This window comes from Trinickia sp. (genome assembly GCF_036503415.1).
Taxonomy (GTDB): domain Bacteria; phylum Pseudomonadota; class Gammaproteobacteria; order Burkholderiales; family Burkholderiaceae; genus Trinickia.
In genome coordinates this window covers 14161-31116 of the sequence record NZ_DASXWY010000083.1, presented here as the reverse complement: position 1 = coordinate 31116, position 16956 = coordinate 14161, and the positions used below count along the sequence as shown (strand labels likewise).

Genomic DNA, 16956 nt, shown 5'->3' with positions numbered 1-16956 from the left:
CATTTTCTCTCATGTCCGACCCTGCTCTCATCGCGCCCGATTGCACGGCGCCTGCCCCAGTCGGGATGCATGCCGTCTTTGCCGAGCGCCTCATCGCCTGGCAGCGCCGGCACGGCCGCCACGACCTGCCGTGGCAAAACACGCGCGACCCTTATCGAATCTGGCTCTCCGAGATCATGTTGCAACAGACGCAAGTCGCAACGGTGATTCCCTACTACGCCAGGTTCCTCTCGCGCTTTCCCGATGTCGCCGCGCTGGCCGCGGCGAACGTCGACGACGTCATGGCGCTTTGGGCGGGCCTCGGCTACTACACCCGTGCACGCAATCTGCACCGCTGCGCCCAAGTCGTCGTCGCACAGCATGGCGGCGAATTTCCGGCGTCGCCGGACGCGCTCGCGACATTGCCCGGCATTGGCCGATCGACTGCGGCGGCGATCGCCTCGTTCGCATTCGGCGCGCGTGCGACGATCCTCGATGGCAACGTCAAGCGTGTGCTCGCCCGCATCTTCGGCATCGACGGATTTCCGGGCGACAAACGCGTGGAGACAGCCATGTGGGCGCTGGCCGAGACGCTGATGCCCGGCGCGGACGCCAGCAGCGCCCAAGTGAGTGCCTACACCCAAGGTCTGATGGATCTCGGCGCGACGCTGTGCGTACGCGGCAAACCCGATTGCGCGCACTGTCCGTTTGCCGCCGAATGCGTGGCCAACTTGACGGGGCGGCAGCGCGAGCTGCCCGTCGCGCGCCCGAAAAAGACGATTCCGACTCGCCGCACCTGGATGTTGATATTGCGCGACGGGCCCGCCGTGCTGCTCGAACGGCGTCCGCCCACGGGCATCTGGGGCGGACTATGGAGCTTGCCCGAAGCGGCCGATGAAGCCGCGCTCGCCGTACGCGCGGGCGAACTCGGCGCGGCGAACACGCTGGCTCGCCTCGCGCCGCTCACGCATACGTTCACGCATTTCAAGCTCGATATCGAGCCGCGCGTGGCCGACTACGATATGCGCGCGCCGCAAGGTGCGCGCGAGCTGCGCGACGAAGAGAGCGCATGGGTGCCACTGGACGAACTCGACGCCTACGGCGTGCCGGCGCCGGTGCGCAAGCTGCTCGAGGGGCTCAAGGGCCTCAAGGGCTCGTTACTATGACGCAGGGGCCCCATAGCGAGCCATTCGATAGCACAGCGCGGTTCGAACATCCTCCGGCCGGCTAGAGCAGCTGATGCTGCTGCATATAGTGGTGGACGCAATCGATGCGCGCGTTGACGTCGACGAGCTCCATGAGTCTCTGGCGCGCCCGCAAGGGGATTTGCAACACTTCCGAGAGGCGATTCGAGACCCACGTGGGATCGTCGAAACGCAGCGGCTCGCCGAACGGCTGACACTCCGGGTCGCGCTCGCGAAGCGTTTCGATGATGCGTTCGAGCACCTCCGCGCAGGCACCGAACTTCGCCAGGGCGTCGGCGCCTTCGAGCGGAATGTCCTGGGCGAGCGGCTCGGCCATGCCGACGAGCAGACCGCTCGGTTCCACCCGGTGCGAGAGCAGCCGGAAGCGCCCGGTGCCGCGGGCGCGAACGTGTAGCATGCCGAACTCGTCGACATCGCAATGCTCGATGCGCGCGAGACAGCCGACCGCTTCGGGCACGGCGGGCTCGTCGCCGTGCGCCACTTCGCTTCCGCTTTTCAGCAGGCACACGCCGAAGGGGGCATCCTCGCGCAAGCACGTTCGTGCCATGTCGAGATAGCGAGCCTCGAAAATCTTCAGCGGCAAAACCCCGTCCGGGAACAGTACCGTGTGCAGGGGAAAGAGCGGTAGATCGGCGTAGACGGCAGGATTGGAGGACATGGCGCAACGCTTCGAAAGAGCCGCTGCCTTGGGCGCGGCGGGTTAAGCCACTAGTCTCGACGATTCGCCGATTTGAACCGGCGCGTCCCGGTGCCGCACGATGACCGTCGCTTCGCGGGCAAGACGCGCGGCGAGCGTCTCCGCGATGAACACGGAGCGGTGCTGCCCGCCCGTGCATCCGATCGCGACGGTCAGGTAGCTGCGATTGTCGTCGCGGAACCGCGGCAGCCATTTCATCACGAAGGTATGAATATCGTCGATCATCTCGTGGACGATCGGCAGTGCATCGAGGTAATCGATGACAGGCTTATCGCGTCCGGTGAGCGGACGCAGACGGTCATCGTAGTACGGGTTCGGCAAAGCGCGCACATCGAATACGAAGTCGGCGTCGAGCGGCAAGCCGCGCTTGAACCCGAACGATTCGAACATCAGCATCAAGCCCTCGCGCTGATCTTCGATGAAGCGGGTCACCCACGCCCTCAACACGTTCGCGCGCAAGCTGCTCGTATCGATCTGATGCCCGAACTCCGCGAGCGGCGCAACCAGGTGCCGCTCCCGCTCGATCGCTTCTTCGAGCGAGGCGAGCAATCCGACATCGGCATCGTGCGCCGGCGTGCCCGAAAGCGGATGACGGCGCCGCGTTTCGGAGAAGCGCTGGATCAGCGATTGGGTGCTCGCATTGAGGAACAGCACGCGCACATCGTGTTCGCTGGCCAGATCGCGGATGATGCCGGGCATCTCGTCGAGCGAGGCGCTCGAACGGGCATCGATGGCGACCGCGAGCCGCTCCTGCCCGTCGTCCTCGGTCGCCAGGTATTGCACGAGCGACGGCAAAAAGCGCGGCGGCAGGTTGTCGACGCAGTAATACCCCGCGTCCGCGAGCGCGTTCAGTGCGACAGATTTGCCGGAGCCGGAAATGCCGGTGATCAGGACTATACGCATGGGAGAAGACTCGTTCATCTCATCATATCACCAGCATTGGGCCTCGTTCGAGCGGACAATGGGCCGGGCGCGGCATGCGCCGGTCCGGCCATCGATCACATGAGCTTGCCGGGCAGTTGGCTGTCAGGATCCTGCATGGCGAGGCGTTGGCGGTCCATGAAATCGCGCAGCGTGTCGATACCGCGCAACTGCAGGATGGTATTGCGCACCGCGGCCTCGACGAGCACGGCGAGGTTGCGCCCGGCGGCCACCTGGATCGTGACTTTGCTGATCGGCAGGCCCAGCACGTCGACCGTCTGGCTTTCGAGCGGCAGCCGTTGGAACTCGCCGTCGGGGCGGCGTACGAGCTGGACGATCAGTTTCAGCTTCATCTTCCGGCGCACCGCCGTTTCGCCGAAAATCGTCTTGATGTCGAGCAAGCCGAGGCCGCGCACTTCGAGCAGGTTTTGCAACAGCGGCGGGCAACGGCCTTCGACGAAATCGGGGCCGAGTCGGACGAAATCGACCGCGTCATCGGCCACGAGTCCGTGGCCGCGGCTGATGAGTTCGAGACCGAGTTCGCTTTTGCCGAGACCGGAGTCGCCGGTCAGCAATACGCCCATGCCCAGGATGTCGAGAAATACGCCATGCAGCGTCGCGCGCGGAGCAAGAATGCGCGACATGTAAAGGCGCAGATTGTCGATGACGGCGGCGGCCGACACCGGCGTCATGAAAAGCGGCGTCGATGAGCGCGTACAGCGCAGCACGAGTTCGGGCGGCGCGGCAACTCCTCCCGCCACGACGAGAAACGGCGGCTCGAGCGCGATCAGCTCCGCCATATGGCGCGAGCGGTCCTCGTCCGTTTGCCGCTGATAGTAATTGACCTCGGCATCGCCCAGCACCTGGATCCGGTTCGGATGGATGAGGTTCAGGTGGCCGACGAGATCCGCGCTCGAGGTTGCATTGGCGACGGTCTCCGCCGAAAAGCCGCGTTCCCAGCCTTCATGCCCCGTCAGCCAGCTCAATTTGAGCGAGGCTGCGTTGTCGTCGAAGATGCTCTGGGCGTTGATGCTGGAAGTATCCATGAATCCCTGACTCCGTCCAAATAGACTGCTACAACCCGCCGGCCGTCGACGCGCGCCGCCGATCGACAGGCTGCGCGTCCGGGCCGTGTGCGAATGCCCTCCCGGGCGAGTTCACGATAGTGTCAAGGGTGCCACTGGGTGAGCAGCCGATGCAACTCCTCGTGGCTTGCTTCCGTATGCAGTCGTTCGCGCGTTTCGCGATCGGAGAGCAACTGGGCGATCTCGGACAGGATTTCGAGGTGCTGCTGCGTGGCCTGCTCGGGTACGAGCAGGAAGATCAGGAGCGAAACGGGCTGGCCGTCCGGGGCTTCGAATGGAATCGGCTGCTCCAGGCGCACGAAGGCGGCGAGCGGCTGCTTGAGGCCTTTGATCCGGCCGTGCGGAATGGCGACACCTTCGCCGAGACCTGTCGAGCCGAGGCGTTCGCGCGCGAACAGGTTGTCCGTCACTGCGCTGCGTGCGATTCCGTTCTGGTTTTCGAAAATCAGCCCCGCTTGCTCGAATACGCGCTTCTTGCTCGTGACGGATAGTTCGATGACGACGTTTTCGAGGGGAAGGAATTTGGCTAAACGATTCATGTTGGCAGGCTAACGCGTCGCCTGGGCGCTCCTCGCGGCAACTGACGGGTTGTCGGTTTCGACCGGGCCGGTCGGATTCGTGGCCCGTGCCTCGAACGGCGACTTGGCCGGCTGCCCCGCAAATGACCGGCACATTATAAATCAGCCGGATAGGGTGTTGCACTGCGCAAACGTGCGGACGAACGCGCAATTCGAGCGGTCCGGGCGGTGCGGCGTACGCATGAAAAAACCGCCCGTTTCAGGGCGGCTTCGCGGGGTGAGCGGCGCGCGTCCTGCGTGCCGCCCGCTCGACTCAGGGCTGCGGCTGTTCGCCCAGCGGCGCCTCCTGGTGCTTGATGGCGTCGTGTTGATGTTCCTGGATGCGCTCCTTGTGGCGCATGACCTGCCGATCGAGCCGGTCGATCATGAGATCGATAGCGGCGTACAGATCGCCGTTGGCGCTTTCGATGAAGATGTCTTTGCCCTTTAGGTGGAGATTGATTTCCACTTTTTGCCGCTTGTCCTTTTCCTTCTGATTGTCGACCGAGAGGACCACGTTGCCATCAATCACCTGATCGAAGTGTCGTAGCACCTTGTCCAGCTTGGTAACCACATATTCGCGCAGTGCCGGCGTTACTTCGAGATGGCGTCCACTGATCTTCAGATTCATAGTGCTCTCCAAACAAATGGCCTTCTCACGCGCATGGGCGCGGCGTAACCGGTCGGAAAGCGGCCCGCTCGAACATCACCCCGCGTGACTGACGAGCGGCGGGTCGTCTCGGCCGGCCTTCGCGCCAATGGCATCGCGGCCGGAAAATGCCTTCCGCGTAAACGCGGAAAGCTACAGAGACTTGCGCAGGTTGACTGCCGGGATCTTCAGCGCTTCGCGGTATTTGGCGACGGTTCTACGCGCTACCACGAAGCCCTGTTCGGCCAGCAGTTCGGCTATGCGGCTGTCTGAAAGAGGCGTTTTCGAGTCTTCTGCTCCTATCAGTTGCTTGATGAGCGCGCGAATGGCCGTGGATGAGGCGGCCCCCCCTGTGTCGGTCGAGACGTGCGACCCGAAAAAGTACTTGAATTCCAGCGTCCCGAATGGGGTGAGCATGTACTTGCCGGTAGTGACGCGCGAGACCGTCGATTCGTGTAAGCCCAGCGTATCAGCTATTTCCCGCAAAACCAAGGGGCGCATGGCGATTTCGCCGTGCACGAAAAAGCTCTTCTGACGCTCGACGATGGCCTGCGCGACGCGCAGGATCGTTTCGAAGCGCTGCTGGATGTTCTTGATGAGCCAACGGGCTTCCTGCAGTTGCTGGCGCAACGAGCCGCTGCCCGGGTCGCCCCGGTTGTTGCGCAGGATGTTCGCGTAGAGGTGGTTGATCCGCAGCCGGGGAACCACTTCCGGGTTCAGCTCGGCCTGCCATCCCTGGCCGGTCTTTCTCACGATGATATCCGGCACCACATAATCGGCTTCGGCTTTGCCGTAGGCCGCGCCGGGGAACGGCTCGAGCGAGCGGATCAGCGCGTGCGCTTCGCGCAGCGCGTCATCGGTCGTCTTCAGCTGTTTCTTCAAACGCGTGAAATCGCGCGCGGCCAGCAACTCGAGATGCTGCCCCACGATCTCGAGGGCCAGCTTGCGTGTCGGTGTATCGGGCAGCCGCAGCAACTGCAGCCGCAGGCATTCGGAGGCGGAGCGCGCACCGACGCCGGCCGGATCGAAGCTGTGCAACAGCGCGAGCGCGGCGTTCAGCTCGTCGAGATCGACTTCCAGCTCTTCGGGCAGATCGGCGATCACTTCGTCGAGCGACGCGGTGAGGTAGCCATCGTCATCGAGCGATTCGATCAGGAAGGTGATCAGTGCCCGGTCGCGCAGGCCTGCCTGCGTGACGCGCAACTGGGCCATCAGATGGTCGCGCAGGGTTGTGGTCGGCTCGTGGATCTGCAGCGGCGGCAGATCGTCGTCATCCGACGGTGTCGACGAGCGGCCGTAGTCGTCGAGGTTCCACTGCGACGCATCGCCGCTGTCCGACGAGGACATGCCGTTGTACTCGTCCGAGGGACCCGAGTCGCTCGTTCCCGCGCGCTCCGACGCGCCGTCCGAGGCGTTGCCGCTCATCGGCTCCGGCGCGCTCGGCCCGGGCGTCTGGGCGATCACCGAGCCGTCGCCCGCCACGCGCAACGGACTCGCGATCCATTCTTCCTCGCTCTCGAGCAAGGGGTTTTGCGCGACGGCCATCGCCACTTCCTGCTGCAGTTCGAGCGTGGACAGCTGCAGCAGCCGAATGGACTGTTGCAGTTGAGGGGTCAGCGCAAGATGCTGCGACAGGCGAAGTTGAAGGCTGGCTTTCATGGCAAGTTGGGTTTCATTGTAGAGACTTTGCCACAAGCGCGAAACCTCGCCGCGCGCGGTTTTTCCCGATGGAGGCCGGGCCGCGCGCGCCGGGGCGCGGGAGGGGGTAAAAATTGCAGGCGGACGGACAGGGCCTGGCCGATCGGGCCGACAGGGTGCTGCGCCCCGGCCCGAACGCGTTACATGCGGAAATGCTCGCCGAGATAGACGCGCCGCACGCTCTCGTTTTCGATGATTTCGCGCGGCGCGCCGGCGGCGAGCACGCTGCCATCGCTGATGATGTAGGCGTGATCGCAGATACCGAGCGTTTCACGCACGTTGTGATCGGTGATCAGCACGCCGATGTTGCGTTGCTTGAGGAATTTGACGATTTTCTGGATTTCGAGCACTGCGATCGGGTCGACGCCGGCAAACGGCTCGTCGAGCAGAATGAAGCTCGGATTCGTCGCGAGCGCGCGCGCGATCTCCACGCGCCGGCGTTCGCCGCCGGACAGCGAGAGCGCCGGGTTTTCGCGCAGATGGCCGATCTGCAGCTCGTCGAGCAGCGCCTCGGTGCGGGCCTCGATGGCTTGTTTCCCGAGCCGCTTGCCGTTCTCGTCATGCAGCAGTTCGAGCACGGCGCGGATATTCTGTTCCACGGTCAGCTTGCGAAACACCGACGCTTCCTGCGGCAGATAGGAAAGACCGAGCGCCGCGCGCTTGTGGATCGGCATGAAGCTGATCGGGTTGCCGTCGAGCATGATGTCGCCCGCGTCGAGCGGCACGAGACCGACGATCATGTAAAACGATGTGGTCTTGCCCGCGCCGTTGGGGCCGAGCAGCCCCACCACCTCGCCGCTTTTCACATCGAGCGAGACGTCTTTCACGACGGTGCGCGAACCGTAGCGTTTCCTGAGGTTGCGCACGACGAGCGAGCTCGTTTTTGCGGGCGCGGTGGCGTGCGCGGCGGCATTCGCCCCTGCCTCGGTAGTGGAAAGCGTATTCACTGCTGCGGTGTCCCTTGAATTCCCGTGGCCGGCGCGAGCGTGGCGGGGCTGCCGTTGAGCGGCCCCGGCGCGCCGTTGCGCGGCGAGAGCATCGCGCGCACGCGTCCGGTCGGATTGCCCGGTCCCGCGACGTCCTTGCCCGCGCGCGCGGTATAGAACTCTTTCTGGCCGTCATAGGTGATGACGCTGCCATGCACCTGATCCATCACCGTCGAGAGGCCCTGCAAGCGCCTTACCGTCGCATTCGTCGTCAGTGTCGTCAAGTCCTGCTTGCCGTCATAGTCGATGCGTTCAGCGGTGCCGTCGACGTATTCGTCGACGCCATCCCGTTTTTGGCGGAAATAAGCGAGCCCGTGGCCCGTCATCGTGCCCGTCGCATATTGGTAACCTTGCGGGTCCTGCTTCACTTCGACGCGGTCGGCCTTGATGATGATCGTGCCCTTCGTGGCAACCACGTGACCCGTAAAGATGTTGACCTGCTTGAGGTCGTCGTAGGTCATGTTGTCCGCTTCGATATTGAGCGGCTTGTCGCGATCGGCGCGCTCGGCATGTGCGAGCGGCGCGCCGCCGAGGCCGACGCCGCAGACGGCGGCCAGCAGCACGGCCTTGAGAAAGGCGCGCGCGCGGCGGTACTCGGAAAAAAAGAACGATGGGTTCATGCGGTCACGCTACGTTTGGGATCAACCGGTCATTTCGGCGCGCTGCCGGACTGTTCCGACGGGGCGATGGCGCCGCGTACGTTGCCGAAGAGCTGCATGAACCGGGTGACGTTGTTGTACTTCATCGCGCTGGCCGTCATGACGGACTGGCCGCGCCGCAGTTTAACCGGCTTTTCCGTCTCGATCACATCGTCGTTCACGAGCACGCGAAAGTGCGACGAATCGGCCTGCATTTCCGGGTCGCCCATGCCGGCCGCGCGCAGAATCCGCGCGTTGTCGTAAAGATCGACGACCGAGGCATCGGCGTTCACGGTGCCGCGCTCGCCCGTCGCCGTCACGACGGGCTTGCCGGGCTGGAAGGCGCGGATCGCGGGGTGCGTGAGGTCGCTGTTTTCGTCGTCCTCGTAGTGCACCATGCGCGTGGCGGTGAGCCGGTACTGTGTCAAGCCCGAGTTATCGAGCTCGGATACCGAGAAGTTATCGGCGAAATAGTCGGGCGAATGGGTCTTCGGAGCCGCGGTCCCGGCCGCGTCGGGCGGGCGGGTTGCCTGCAGCAGCCAGTAAGTGCCGCCGGCCAGTGCCGCCATCGCGACGAGTGAAACCATCGACGTGAAGCGTGAAGCATTCATGCGCCGCGCGCTCCGCATGCCGCTGCGAGCAGCGCGTCGTAGCGGTGCTGTGCGCGCAGGATCGTCTCGCAGAGTTCGCGGGCGGCACCGTAGCCGCCGCGCGCCTTCGAGATCCAATGTGCGCGGGCGATCACCTCGGGATGCGCGTTGGCCGGAGCGGCCGCGAAGCCGCATTGGAGCATGGCCGCGAGGTCGGGCCAATCGTCGCCCATATAGCCGCAAGCGTCGGCCGAAACCCCCGTTGTCCGCAGCAGTTCGGCGAGCACCGCGGCCTTTTCGCCGACCCCTTGGTAAAGATGCGAAATGCGCAGTTCTTCAGCGCGCCGTGCCACGATTTCCGAGCGCCGTCCCGTAATGATGGCCGTTTCGACGCCGGCTTCGCGCAGCAGCTTCAGCCCATGGCCATCCATCGAATTGAACGACTTCATGTAGTCGCCTTCGGCCGTGAAGTGCAAGGCGCCGTCGGTCAGTACGCCGTCCACGTCGAACACCATCAGCTTCACGCGGCTCGCGCGTTCGGTAGCGCTCAGCGGTGTTGCGGTCATCAGATCACCTTCTTCGAAAAGAGGTCGTGCATGTTGAGCGCGCCGATCAGCTTGCCGGCGTCGTCGATCACGAGCATCTGATTGATGCGGTGGCGCTCCATCAGTTCCACGGCTTCCACGGCCAGGCGGTCCGCACCGATCGCGCGCGGCGAGCGGGTCATGACATCGGCGATCGGCAGCTCGCGGAAGTCGCCCGTGCGTTCGAGCACACGGCGCAAATCGCCGTCGGTGAAGATGCCCGCGACGCGGTCGTCTTCGTCCACGATCGCCGTCATCCCCATGCGCTTGGCCGTGAGCTGGAACAGGGCGTCGCGCACGGTCGCGGCTGTCGGAACCTTCGGCACCTGGTCGCCGGTACGCATGACATCGCGCACGTAGGTGAGCAGCCGCCGGCCCAGGGCACCGCCCGGGTGCGAACGCGCGAAATCGTCGGCGCCGAAGCCGCGCGCATCGAGCACGGCCACCGCGAGCGCGTCGCCGAGCGCGAGCGCGGCCGTCGTGCTCGCCGTCGGCGCGAGATTGAGCGGACAGGCTTCCTTCGCGACACCCGCGTTGAGGTGAACGTCCGCGAGGCGGGCGAGGCTCGATTCGGGACGGCCCGTCATGGCGATGAGCTTGGCACCGATGCGCTTCACGAGCGGCAGGATGGCAACGAGCTCCTCCGATTCCCCCGAGTTCGACAGCGCGATGAAGACATCGTCGGCCGCGATCATGCCGAGGTCACCGTGGCTCGCTTCGGCCGGATGCACGAAAAACGCCGGCGTGCCCGTGCTCGCGAGCGTGGCCGCGAGCTTGCGAGCCACATGCCCCGATTTGCCGATACCCGAGACCACGACACGGCCGCGGCAGCTCAGAAGCAGATCGATCGCAGTGACGAAGCTTTCGTCGATGCGATCGCGCAAGGCGCGTACGGCGTCAGCCTCGATCTCGAGCACCTCCCGGGCGAGCGCCAATGCCCGGTTGCCATTGATTTTCGCTATCATTCGCGGAGTATAACAAAGGCGTTCGCCGCGCCCGGCCAGCCTGCGCGAACCTCGGCACGCGGGTGGGCCGTCCTGAGGCGCAGGTACGCCCTTCTCAACGCGCGGCGCTCATCCGCAGACCCAGAGGACGCATCGCACGTGATATCCCCGCTCGAGATGACGCTTTTGCTGCTCCTGGCATCCGTGGCAGGAGTCGTGCTGTTTCGCTATCTCAATATGCCTCCGATGCTCGGCTATCTGGCCGTCGGCATCGTCGTCGGGCCCCATGCGCTCGGCATCGCACCGAATACGGAGCGGGCCCAGAATCTCGCCGAATTCGGCATCGTGTTCTTGATGTTCTCGATCGGGCTCGAATTCTCGCTGACGAAGCTGCGCGCGATGAAGACGCTCGTTTTCGGGCTGGGGCTGCTGCAGGTGATCGGCACGGTCGCGCTTGCGTTGCTGGGCGGGCTCGCACTCGAGCGCTGGATGCACGTACCCTGGCAAGGGTGTATTGCGCTCGGCGGCGCGCTTGCGATGTCGTCGACGGCCATCGTCAGCAAGATGCTCGCCGAGCGGCTAGAGATCGAGACCGAGCATGGGCGCAACATCTTCGGCGTACTGCTCTTTCAGGATCTCGCCGTGGTGCCGCTGCTCATCATCATCGCGGCGCTCGGCGGCGATTCCCGCGATCTTGCGGTGACGCTCGGCGTGGCCGCGCTCAAGATCGTGGTCGCGCTCGCGGTTTTGCTCATGGTCGGGCAGCGGTTCATGACGCGCTGGTTCGATCTGGTGGCGCGCCGGCGCTCGCAGGAGCTTTTCGTTCTGAACCTGCTGCTCGTGACGCTCGGCGCTGCGTTCATCACCGACAAGTTCGGGCTCTCGCTTGCGCTCGGGGCGTTCATCGCCGGCATGCTGATTGCGGAGACGCCCTATCGGCACCAGGTGGAAGAAGACATCAAGCCGTTTCGCGATGTGCTGCTCGGCTTGTTCTTCGTGACGACGGGTATGCTGCTCAATCCGCGTGTGCTCATTTCGCATCCCTTGCTGGTGCTGGCGTTGCTCGTCGGACCGGTGCTGCTCAAAGCGGTCATGGTGACCGGGCTCACGCGGCTTTTCGGCGCGACACCGGGCGTGGCGATGCGCACCGGGCTCGGCCTCGCGCAGGCCGGCGAATTCGGCTTCGTGCTGCTGAACCTGATCGAGGATAAGCACCTCGTCGATCCGGTGCTGCTGCAGGTGATTCTCGCTTCGATGCTGCTGTCGATGCTTGCGGCGCCGCTCATCATCCAGAACGCCGACCGTATCGTCCTGCGGCTTTCGTCGACGGAATGGATGCAGCAGTCGCTGCAGATGACCCGTATCGCGACGCAAAGCCTGCGGCAGCAAGGCCATGTCATCATCTGCGGATACGGCCGCTCAGGGCAGAACCTGGCACGCATGCTCGAGCACGAAGGGCTGTCGTATGTCGCGCTCGATCTCGATCCCGATCGTGTGAACGCCGCCGCCGCGGCGGGCGAGTCGGTCGTGTTCGGCGATGCCGCGCGCCGCGAATCGCTCGTTGCGGCCGGAATTCACCGCGCGGCGGCCGTTGCGATCACCTACGCCAATACATCGTCCGCGCTGCGTGTACTGCATAACGTGCACGAGCTCGAGCCGGCGCTGTCGATCATCGTGCGTACCGTCGACGACGCCGACCTCGAACGGCTGCTCGCCGCCGGCGCGACGGAGGTCATCCCCGAGATCGTCGAGGGCAGCCTCATGCTCGCCTCGCACACGCTCGTGCTGATGGGCGTGCCGATGCGGCGCGTCGTGCGGCGCGTCGAGGAAATGCGCGATGCGCGGTACAGCCTGTTGCGCGGCTATTTCCGCGGCGCCGACGATCCCGGCGATGACGACGGCCATGAGCAGGTGCGGCTACAATCGGTGCCCGTCGACGGCAACGCCGAGGCGGTCGGCCGCACGCTCGAGGAACTTGGCTTGAGCGAGCTCGGCGTCGAGGTGACGGCCATTCGGCGGCATGGCATTCGCGGTGTCGAGCCGGGTCCCGAGACCAAGCTGCGCGAGGCCGACATCGTCGTGCTGCGAGGGGTGCCCGAGGCGCTCGCGCTGGCCGAGGCGCGGCTCTCGAAGAACCGCCGCGCCGGCGCGGCGACCGCCTGACGCGCGGCGCCGGCGAGCGCGTTTTCGTTTTTAGATCGATCAGGCCTGCCGGGCGAGGCGGGCCGTCCTTCGGAGAGTTTCCATGTCCAACCCGCCCGAGCAAGAGCCGCACGACGCTGCCGCGTTCATCAAAAGCCAGATCCGCACGATCCCCGACTGGCCGATGCCCGGGGTCCAGTTCCGCGATATCACGCCGCTTTTGCAGCGCCCGAAAACGCTGCGCGTGCTGATCGATCTCTTCATCGAGCGCTATGTCGAAGCGAAGCTCGACTACATCGCCGGGCTCGACGCACGCGGCTTCATCATTGCGCCGATCGTCGCCTATGAGCTCAACCTGGGGTTCATTCCGATCCGCAAGATCGGCAAGCTGCCGTTTCGTACGGTGTCCGAATCGTATTCGCTCGAATACGGCACGGCCACCGTGGAAATTCACGAGGATGCCTGCAAGGCCGGCGATCGCGTCGTCATCGTCGACGATCTCATCGCAACAGGCGGCACGATGATGGCTGGCAAGAATCTGCTCGAGCGGCTTGGCGCGCACGTGATCGAAGGCGCCGCGATCATCGATCTGCCCGATCTCGGCGGCTCGAAGCTGTTGCGCGATAACGGGCTGCCGCTCTATACGATTGCCGAATTCTCGGGCCATTGAGCCGGCGCGGCGTGGCTTCGGCGCACGAGCTCGTGTGCTGCCGCAGCTTCGCCCGTCGACTGTTCCACCTAGACAGGAAGCCAACGGATGAACCAGATCGCGCTTTTTGCCGCGGCTTCGGCCGCCATCACCGTCGCGCCCGGCCCCGACAATCTGCAAGTCATTGCGCGCGGCGTCTCGCAGGGGCGGGCGGCCGGGTTGGTTGCCGCGCTCGGTTTTGCGGCCGGCGTCGTTTTCCATACGACGCTTGCCGCGTTCGGCATTGCCGCGCTCCTGCGCGCCTCCCCGTTCGCGTTCCATCTCGTCAAGCTTGCGGGCGGCGCATATCTGATCTGGATCGGCGTCAAAGCGCTGACGAGCCGCGGCCTGAGCGAGGCACATACGAGGCCGCCGCAGCGGCTTTCGACCGTCTTTCGGCAAAGCGTGCTCGGCAACATGCTCAATCCGAAGGTCACGCTCTTTTTCATCGTGTTTTTGCCGCAATTCGTCGATCCTGGCGCGGCGACGAGCGTGGCCGTGCAGATGATCGGGCTCGGTCTCGTTTTCATGCTCGAGACGGTTGTGATCTTTTCGCTTTTCGGGCTATCGGCCGGGGCGATCGGCGCATGGCTCAAGCGCCGGCCTGGCATCGGCGTCTGGCTCGACCGGCTGGCCGGTGCGACTTTCGTCGCGCTCGGCTTGCGCGTCGCGTTGCGCGATTGAGCGGCAACGGAGGAACCATGAGCTTGCCTTGTATTGCCGCCGCGCGGTGTTTCGATGCGCGCGCTCATCGACCGTTCTGGCTCGCCGGGCGGCAGGTCGGATGGATTCGCGAGTCTGACGTCTCGCTGCTCGCGCGCTGGCCGGACGTTTTCGCGCTCGACGCGGCGCGCGTCACGCTTGCCCCGCGCTTCGACGAAAACGCCGATACGCGTTCGGCTGCGCTCGGGGCCGTCATCGGTGCGCTGGCGGCCGCCGGCCGGATCGTAGGCTGGCGCGACGAGATTTACGCAGTGCGCAACATGTTCGACGAGCCGCCGCTCGCCTATATCGAACGCGCCGCCGCGCGCTTTTTCGGCACGATGACGTATGCGGTGCATCTGAACGGCATCGTAAAATACCCGGATCGCGCGCCGCAGCTTTGGATCGCGCGCCGCAGCGACACCAAGGCGACCGATCCCGGGCTGCTCGATAACGTGGTCGCGGGCGGCATTGCGTGGGGGCTCGGCATCGAGGCGACGCTCGCCAAGGAGTGCTGGGAAGAGGCCGGCATTGGCGAGGCGCTCGCCTCGCGCGCCGTCGCGGGGCGCAGCGTACATGTGCTGCAGACGATTCCCGAGGGCACGCAGTCGGAGCAGATTTTCGTCTACGACCTGACGCTGCCGCTGGACTTCTCGCCGCGCAATCAGGACGGGGAAGTCAGCGAGCACCGTCTCGCGCGTGTCGATGAAGTCGCGCGGTGGATCGAGGAAGGTGCAATGACGGTGGATGCGAGCCTTGCCAGCCTCGAATGTTTCTTGCGGCACCGCTGGATCGACGAAGAGAGCTGCGCGGGCATCGACGCGCTCTTCGTCGTGCCGCCGCTCTCATCGGTTTAGCGCTGCGCGCTATCGGATCAACAAAGGAGTTCGCAGGTCATGTCGACCGAACACAGCTTCATCCTCAAACTGTCCTGCCCCGACCGGCCCGGCATCGTTCACGCCGTTTCCGGATTCCTGTTCGAGCGCGGCAGCAATATCCTCGATTCGGCGCAGTTCGGCGATAGCCATACCGGCGAGTTCTTCATGCGCGTGCATTTCCAGCAGGTGGGCGGTGGCCCGGCGCTCGACGCGCTGCGCACCGCTTTCTCGGAACTGGCCGAGCAGTTTTCGATGCGTTGGGAGGTGCACGATGCGACGGTGAAGCCGCGCGTCGTCATCATGGTGTCGAAGATCGGCCATTGCCTGAACGATTTGCTGTTTCGCTATCGCACGGGTCAACTGCCGATCGAAATCCCCGCGATCATTTCGAACCATCGGGACTTTTATCAACTGGCCGCGAGCTACGACATTCCGTTTCATCATTTCCCGTTGACCGAATCGACGGACGCCGCGAAAGCCGCACAGGAAGCGCGCGTCTATGAAGTGATCGAGCGAAGCGACGTCGATCTCGTCGTGCTCGCGCGCTACATGCAGATTCTTTCGCCGGCGCTATGCGAGAAGCTCGCGGGTCGCGCGATCAACATCCATCATTCGTTCCTGCCGAGCTTCAAAGGCGCGAAGCCTTATTACCAGGCGTTCGACCGTGGCGTGAAGCTGATCGGTGCGACGGCGCATTACGTGACGACCGATCTCGACGAAGGCCCGATCATCGAGCAGGAAGTCGAGCGAGTCGATCACAGCATGACGCCCGACCAGTTGACGGCAATCGGACGGGACGTGGAGTGCGTGACGCTCGCGCGTGCGGTGAAGTGGCATGTCGAGCACCGCATCGTGCTCAACGGGACGAAGACCGTGGTGTTCCGGTGAGCGGCTGCCAGCGTCTCAGATCAGCCGCAAATAGATGAGCTCGCGCTTGATGTAGGCATAGAAGATGGGCGCGGCGACAAGCCCCGGTATGCCGAACGCGGCTTCCATGATCAGCATGGCGAGCAGCAACTCCCAGGCGCGGGCTTCGATCTGTCCGCCGACGATGCGCGCGTTCAGGAAGTACTCGAGCTTGTGGATCGCCACGAGAAAGCCGAGCGAGGCGATAGCCGTCGGCAGGCTCACGGAGAGCGAGACAGCCACGATCAGCGTATTGGAGATCAGATTGCCGACGACGGGCAAAAGCCCCGCGATGAACGTAATGAGGACAAGCGTTTTCGACAGCGGCAGCCGTTGATGAAAGATGGGCAGGGCGAGCAGCAGGTAAAGCGCCGTGAACACGGCATTAATGGCCGAGATCTTGATCTGCGCGAAGACGATGCGTCTGAAGGCATCCGCAAAGCGGGCGACGCGTGTCGCGAACGCCCGCGCGAGCGGCAGCCGCTGAACGTGGCGCTCGGTCGTGATCGCGATCATCGCGCCGATGATCATGCCGAAGAGAACATGTCCGAACCCGCGGGCGACGCTTTTCCCGCCCTGCTGGAGCTGGCCCATGTGCGTATGCACGAGCATGCCGGCCTTTTCCTTCATTTGCGCCGCATCGACCGGCAGCATCGCCGAGATCCATTCGGGAGCGCGCCCGCGGGCCTGCTCCACGATCTGCATCACCTGATCGAGCAAAGTCTGGATATTGGGCACCGTATGCTCGAAGTGCTCGATCATGCCGATCGCCAGGCTCGTCAGGCCGCCCACGACGACCACTGCGAGGATGACGACCGCCAGCCAGCGCGCCCGCTGGCTCGACATATGCCGCTCGATCGCCGGTGCGATGGTGTGCACGAGTTGGTACACCAGCATGCCGGCGAGCAGCGCGCCCAGCAGCTTCCATTCGATCACCGCCCACATGCCGAACAGCACGACGGCGTAGCTGCCGATTTCCACCGCCGACAGCCTCGGCAGGCTCATGTCGCTCGTAAGCCGCACATGACGCGGCGGCTGCTCCCGTACGGGCAAGTCTTCGTGTGCTTCGTTGCGCTTGACCATGACGCCTTTCGTCTCCAGCCAGTT

At 64.5% G+C, this 16956-nt stretch carries 18 protein-coding genes; 6 read left to right on the top strand and 12 right to left on the bottom strand.

The window, feature by feature from the left end; all coding sequences use genetic code 11:
- Window positions 1–11: 11 nt before the first annotated feature.
- On the top strand, window positions 12–1145 hold the full coding sequence (gene mutY, locus VGL01_RS11280; protein WP_414720227.1) for an A/G-specific adenine glycosylase: 1134 nt from the start codon (window positions 12–14) through the stop codon (window positions 1143–1145).
- 61 nt (window positions 1146–1206) lie between these two features.
- Here the strand turns inward: mutY and VGL01_RS11275 are convergent, their stop codons facing one another.
- The 11 genes from VGL01_RS11275 to kdsD all read right to left on the bottom strand — a co-directional run bounded on the left by VGL01_RS11275 (window position 1207) and on the right by kdsD (window position 10554).
- Window positions 1207–1842, bottom strand: coding sequence for an LON peptidase substrate-binding domain-containing protein (locus VGL01_RS11275; protein WP_331569271.1), 636 nt, complete (start codon window positions 1840–1842; stop codon window positions 1207–1209).
- Between the two features lie 42 nt (window positions 1843–1884).
- Window positions 1885–2784, bottom strand: a complete 900-nt coding sequence (gene rapZ / locus VGL01_RS11270) for an RNase adapter RapZ (RefSeq protein ID WP_331569269.1) — start codon at window positions 2782–2784, stop codon at window positions 1885–1887.
- Between the two features lie 95 nt (window positions 2785–2879).
- On the bottom strand, window positions 2880–3848 hold the full coding sequence (gene hprK, locus VGL01_RS11265; RefSeq protein ID WP_173255076.1) for an HPr(Ser) kinase/phosphatase: 969 nt from the start codon (window positions 3846–3848) through the stop codon (window positions 2880–2882).
- 122 nt (window positions 3849–3970) lie between these two features.
- Window positions 3971–4426 carry a PTS IIA-like nitrogen regulatory protein PtsN gene (gene ptsN / locus VGL01_RS11260; protein WP_331569267.1) on the bottom strand — a complete coding sequence of 152 codons (456 nt, stop codon included), beginning with the start codon at window positions 4424–4426 and terminating at the stop codon, window positions 3971–3973.
- Window positions 4427–4718: 292 nt separating this feature from the next.
- Window positions 4719–5075 carry a ribosome hibernation-promoting factor, HPF/YfiA family gene (hpf, locus tag VGL01_RS11255; protein WP_173255078.1) on the bottom strand — a complete coding sequence of 119 codons (357 nt, stop codon included), beginning with the start codon at window positions 5073–5075 and terminating at the stop codon, window positions 4719–4721.
- Between the two features lie 171 nt (window positions 5076–5246).
- Window positions 5247–6752 carry an RNA polymerase factor sigma-54 gene (locus VGL01_RS11250; protein WP_331569265.1) on the bottom strand — a complete coding sequence of 502 codons (1506 nt, stop codon included), beginning with the start codon at window positions 6750–6752 and terminating at the stop codon, window positions 5247–5249.
- A 179-nt stretch (window positions 6753–6931) separates the two neighbouring features.
- The gene (gene lptB / locus VGL01_RS11245; RefSeq protein WP_173255154.1) at window positions 6932–7657 is read right to left on the bottom strand and encodes an LPS export ABC transporter ATP-binding protein; all 726 of its coding nucleotides are present in this window, start codon (window positions 7655–7657) and stop codon (window positions 6932–6934) included.
- Between the two features lie 77 nt (window positions 7658–7734).
- Window positions 7735–8397 (bottom strand): lipopolysaccharide transport periplasmic protein LptA, encoded by a 663-nt coding sequence (lptA, locus tag VGL01_RS11240; protein ID WP_331569263.1) that lies wholly within the window; start codon window positions 8395–8397, stop codon window positions 7735–7737.
- Window positions 8398–8426: 29 nt separating this feature from the next.
- The gene (lptC, locus tag VGL01_RS11235; RefSeq protein WP_331569261.1) at window positions 8427–9026 is read right to left on the bottom strand and encodes an LPS export ABC transporter periplasmic protein LptC; all 600 of its coding nucleotides are present in this window, start codon (window positions 9024–9026) and stop codon (window positions 8427–8429) included.
- Window positions 9023–9571 carry an HAD family hydrolase gene (locus VGL01_RS11230; RefSeq protein WP_331569260.1) on the bottom strand — a complete coding sequence of 183 codons (549 nt, stop codon included), beginning with the start codon at window positions 9569–9571 and terminating at the stop codon, window positions 9023–9025. Before VGL01_RS11230 ends, lptC begins: the two co-directional genes overlap by 4 nt.
- A complete protein-coding gene (gene kdsD, locus VGL01_RS11225; protein WP_331569258.1) occupies window positions 9571–10554 on the bottom strand; it encodes an arabinose 5-phosphate isomerase KdsD in 984 nt (327 codons plus the stop codon). The genes VGL01_RS11230 and kdsD overlap by 1 nt, the downstream gene beginning before the upstream one ends.
- Window positions 10555–10692: 138 nt before the next feature.
- Here kdsD and VGL01_RS11220 point away from each other — a divergent pair, with 138 nt between their 5' ends.
- The 5 genes from VGL01_RS11220 (at window position 10693) to purU (ending at window position 15831) form a co-directional block, all read left to right on the top strand.
- Window positions 10693–12696, top strand: a complete 2004-nt coding sequence (locus VGL01_RS11220) for a cation:proton antiporter (protein ID WP_331569256.1) — start codon at window positions 10693–10695, stop codon at window positions 12694–12696.
- An 82-nt stretch (window positions 12697–12778) separates the two neighbouring features.
- Complete coding sequence (locus tag VGL01_RS11215; protein WP_331569254.1) at window positions 12779–13345, top strand: adenine phosphoribosyltransferase; 567 nt, start codon at window positions 12779–12781, stop codon at window positions 13343–13345.
- Window positions 13346–13432: 87 nt separating this feature from the next.
- Window positions 13433–14047, top strand: a complete 615-nt coding sequence (locus VGL01_RS11210; protein WP_331569252.1) for a LysE family translocator — start codon at window positions 13433–13435, stop codon at window positions 14045–14047.
- A 17-nt stretch (window positions 14048–14064) separates the two neighbouring features.
- On the top strand, window positions 14065–14922 hold the full coding sequence (locus tag VGL01_RS11205) for an NUDIX hydrolase (protein ID WP_331569250.1): 858 nt from the start codon (window positions 14065–14067) through the stop codon (window positions 14920–14922).
- 39 nt (window positions 14923–14961) lie between these two features.
- A complete protein-coding gene (gene purU, locus VGL01_RS11200; protein ID WP_331569248.1) occupies window positions 14962–15831 on the top strand; it encodes a formyltetrahydrofolate deformylase in 870 nt (289 codons plus the stop codon).
- A 15-nt stretch (window positions 15832–15846) separates the two neighbouring features.
- Here purU and VGL01_RS11195 read toward each other — a convergent pair whose 3' ends face one another.
- Complete coding sequence (locus VGL01_RS11195; RefSeq protein WP_331569246.1) at window positions 15847–16932, bottom strand: AI-2E family transporter; 1086 nt, start codon at window positions 16930–16932, stop codon at window positions 15847–15849.
- Window positions 16933–16956: the final 24 nt, after the last annotated feature.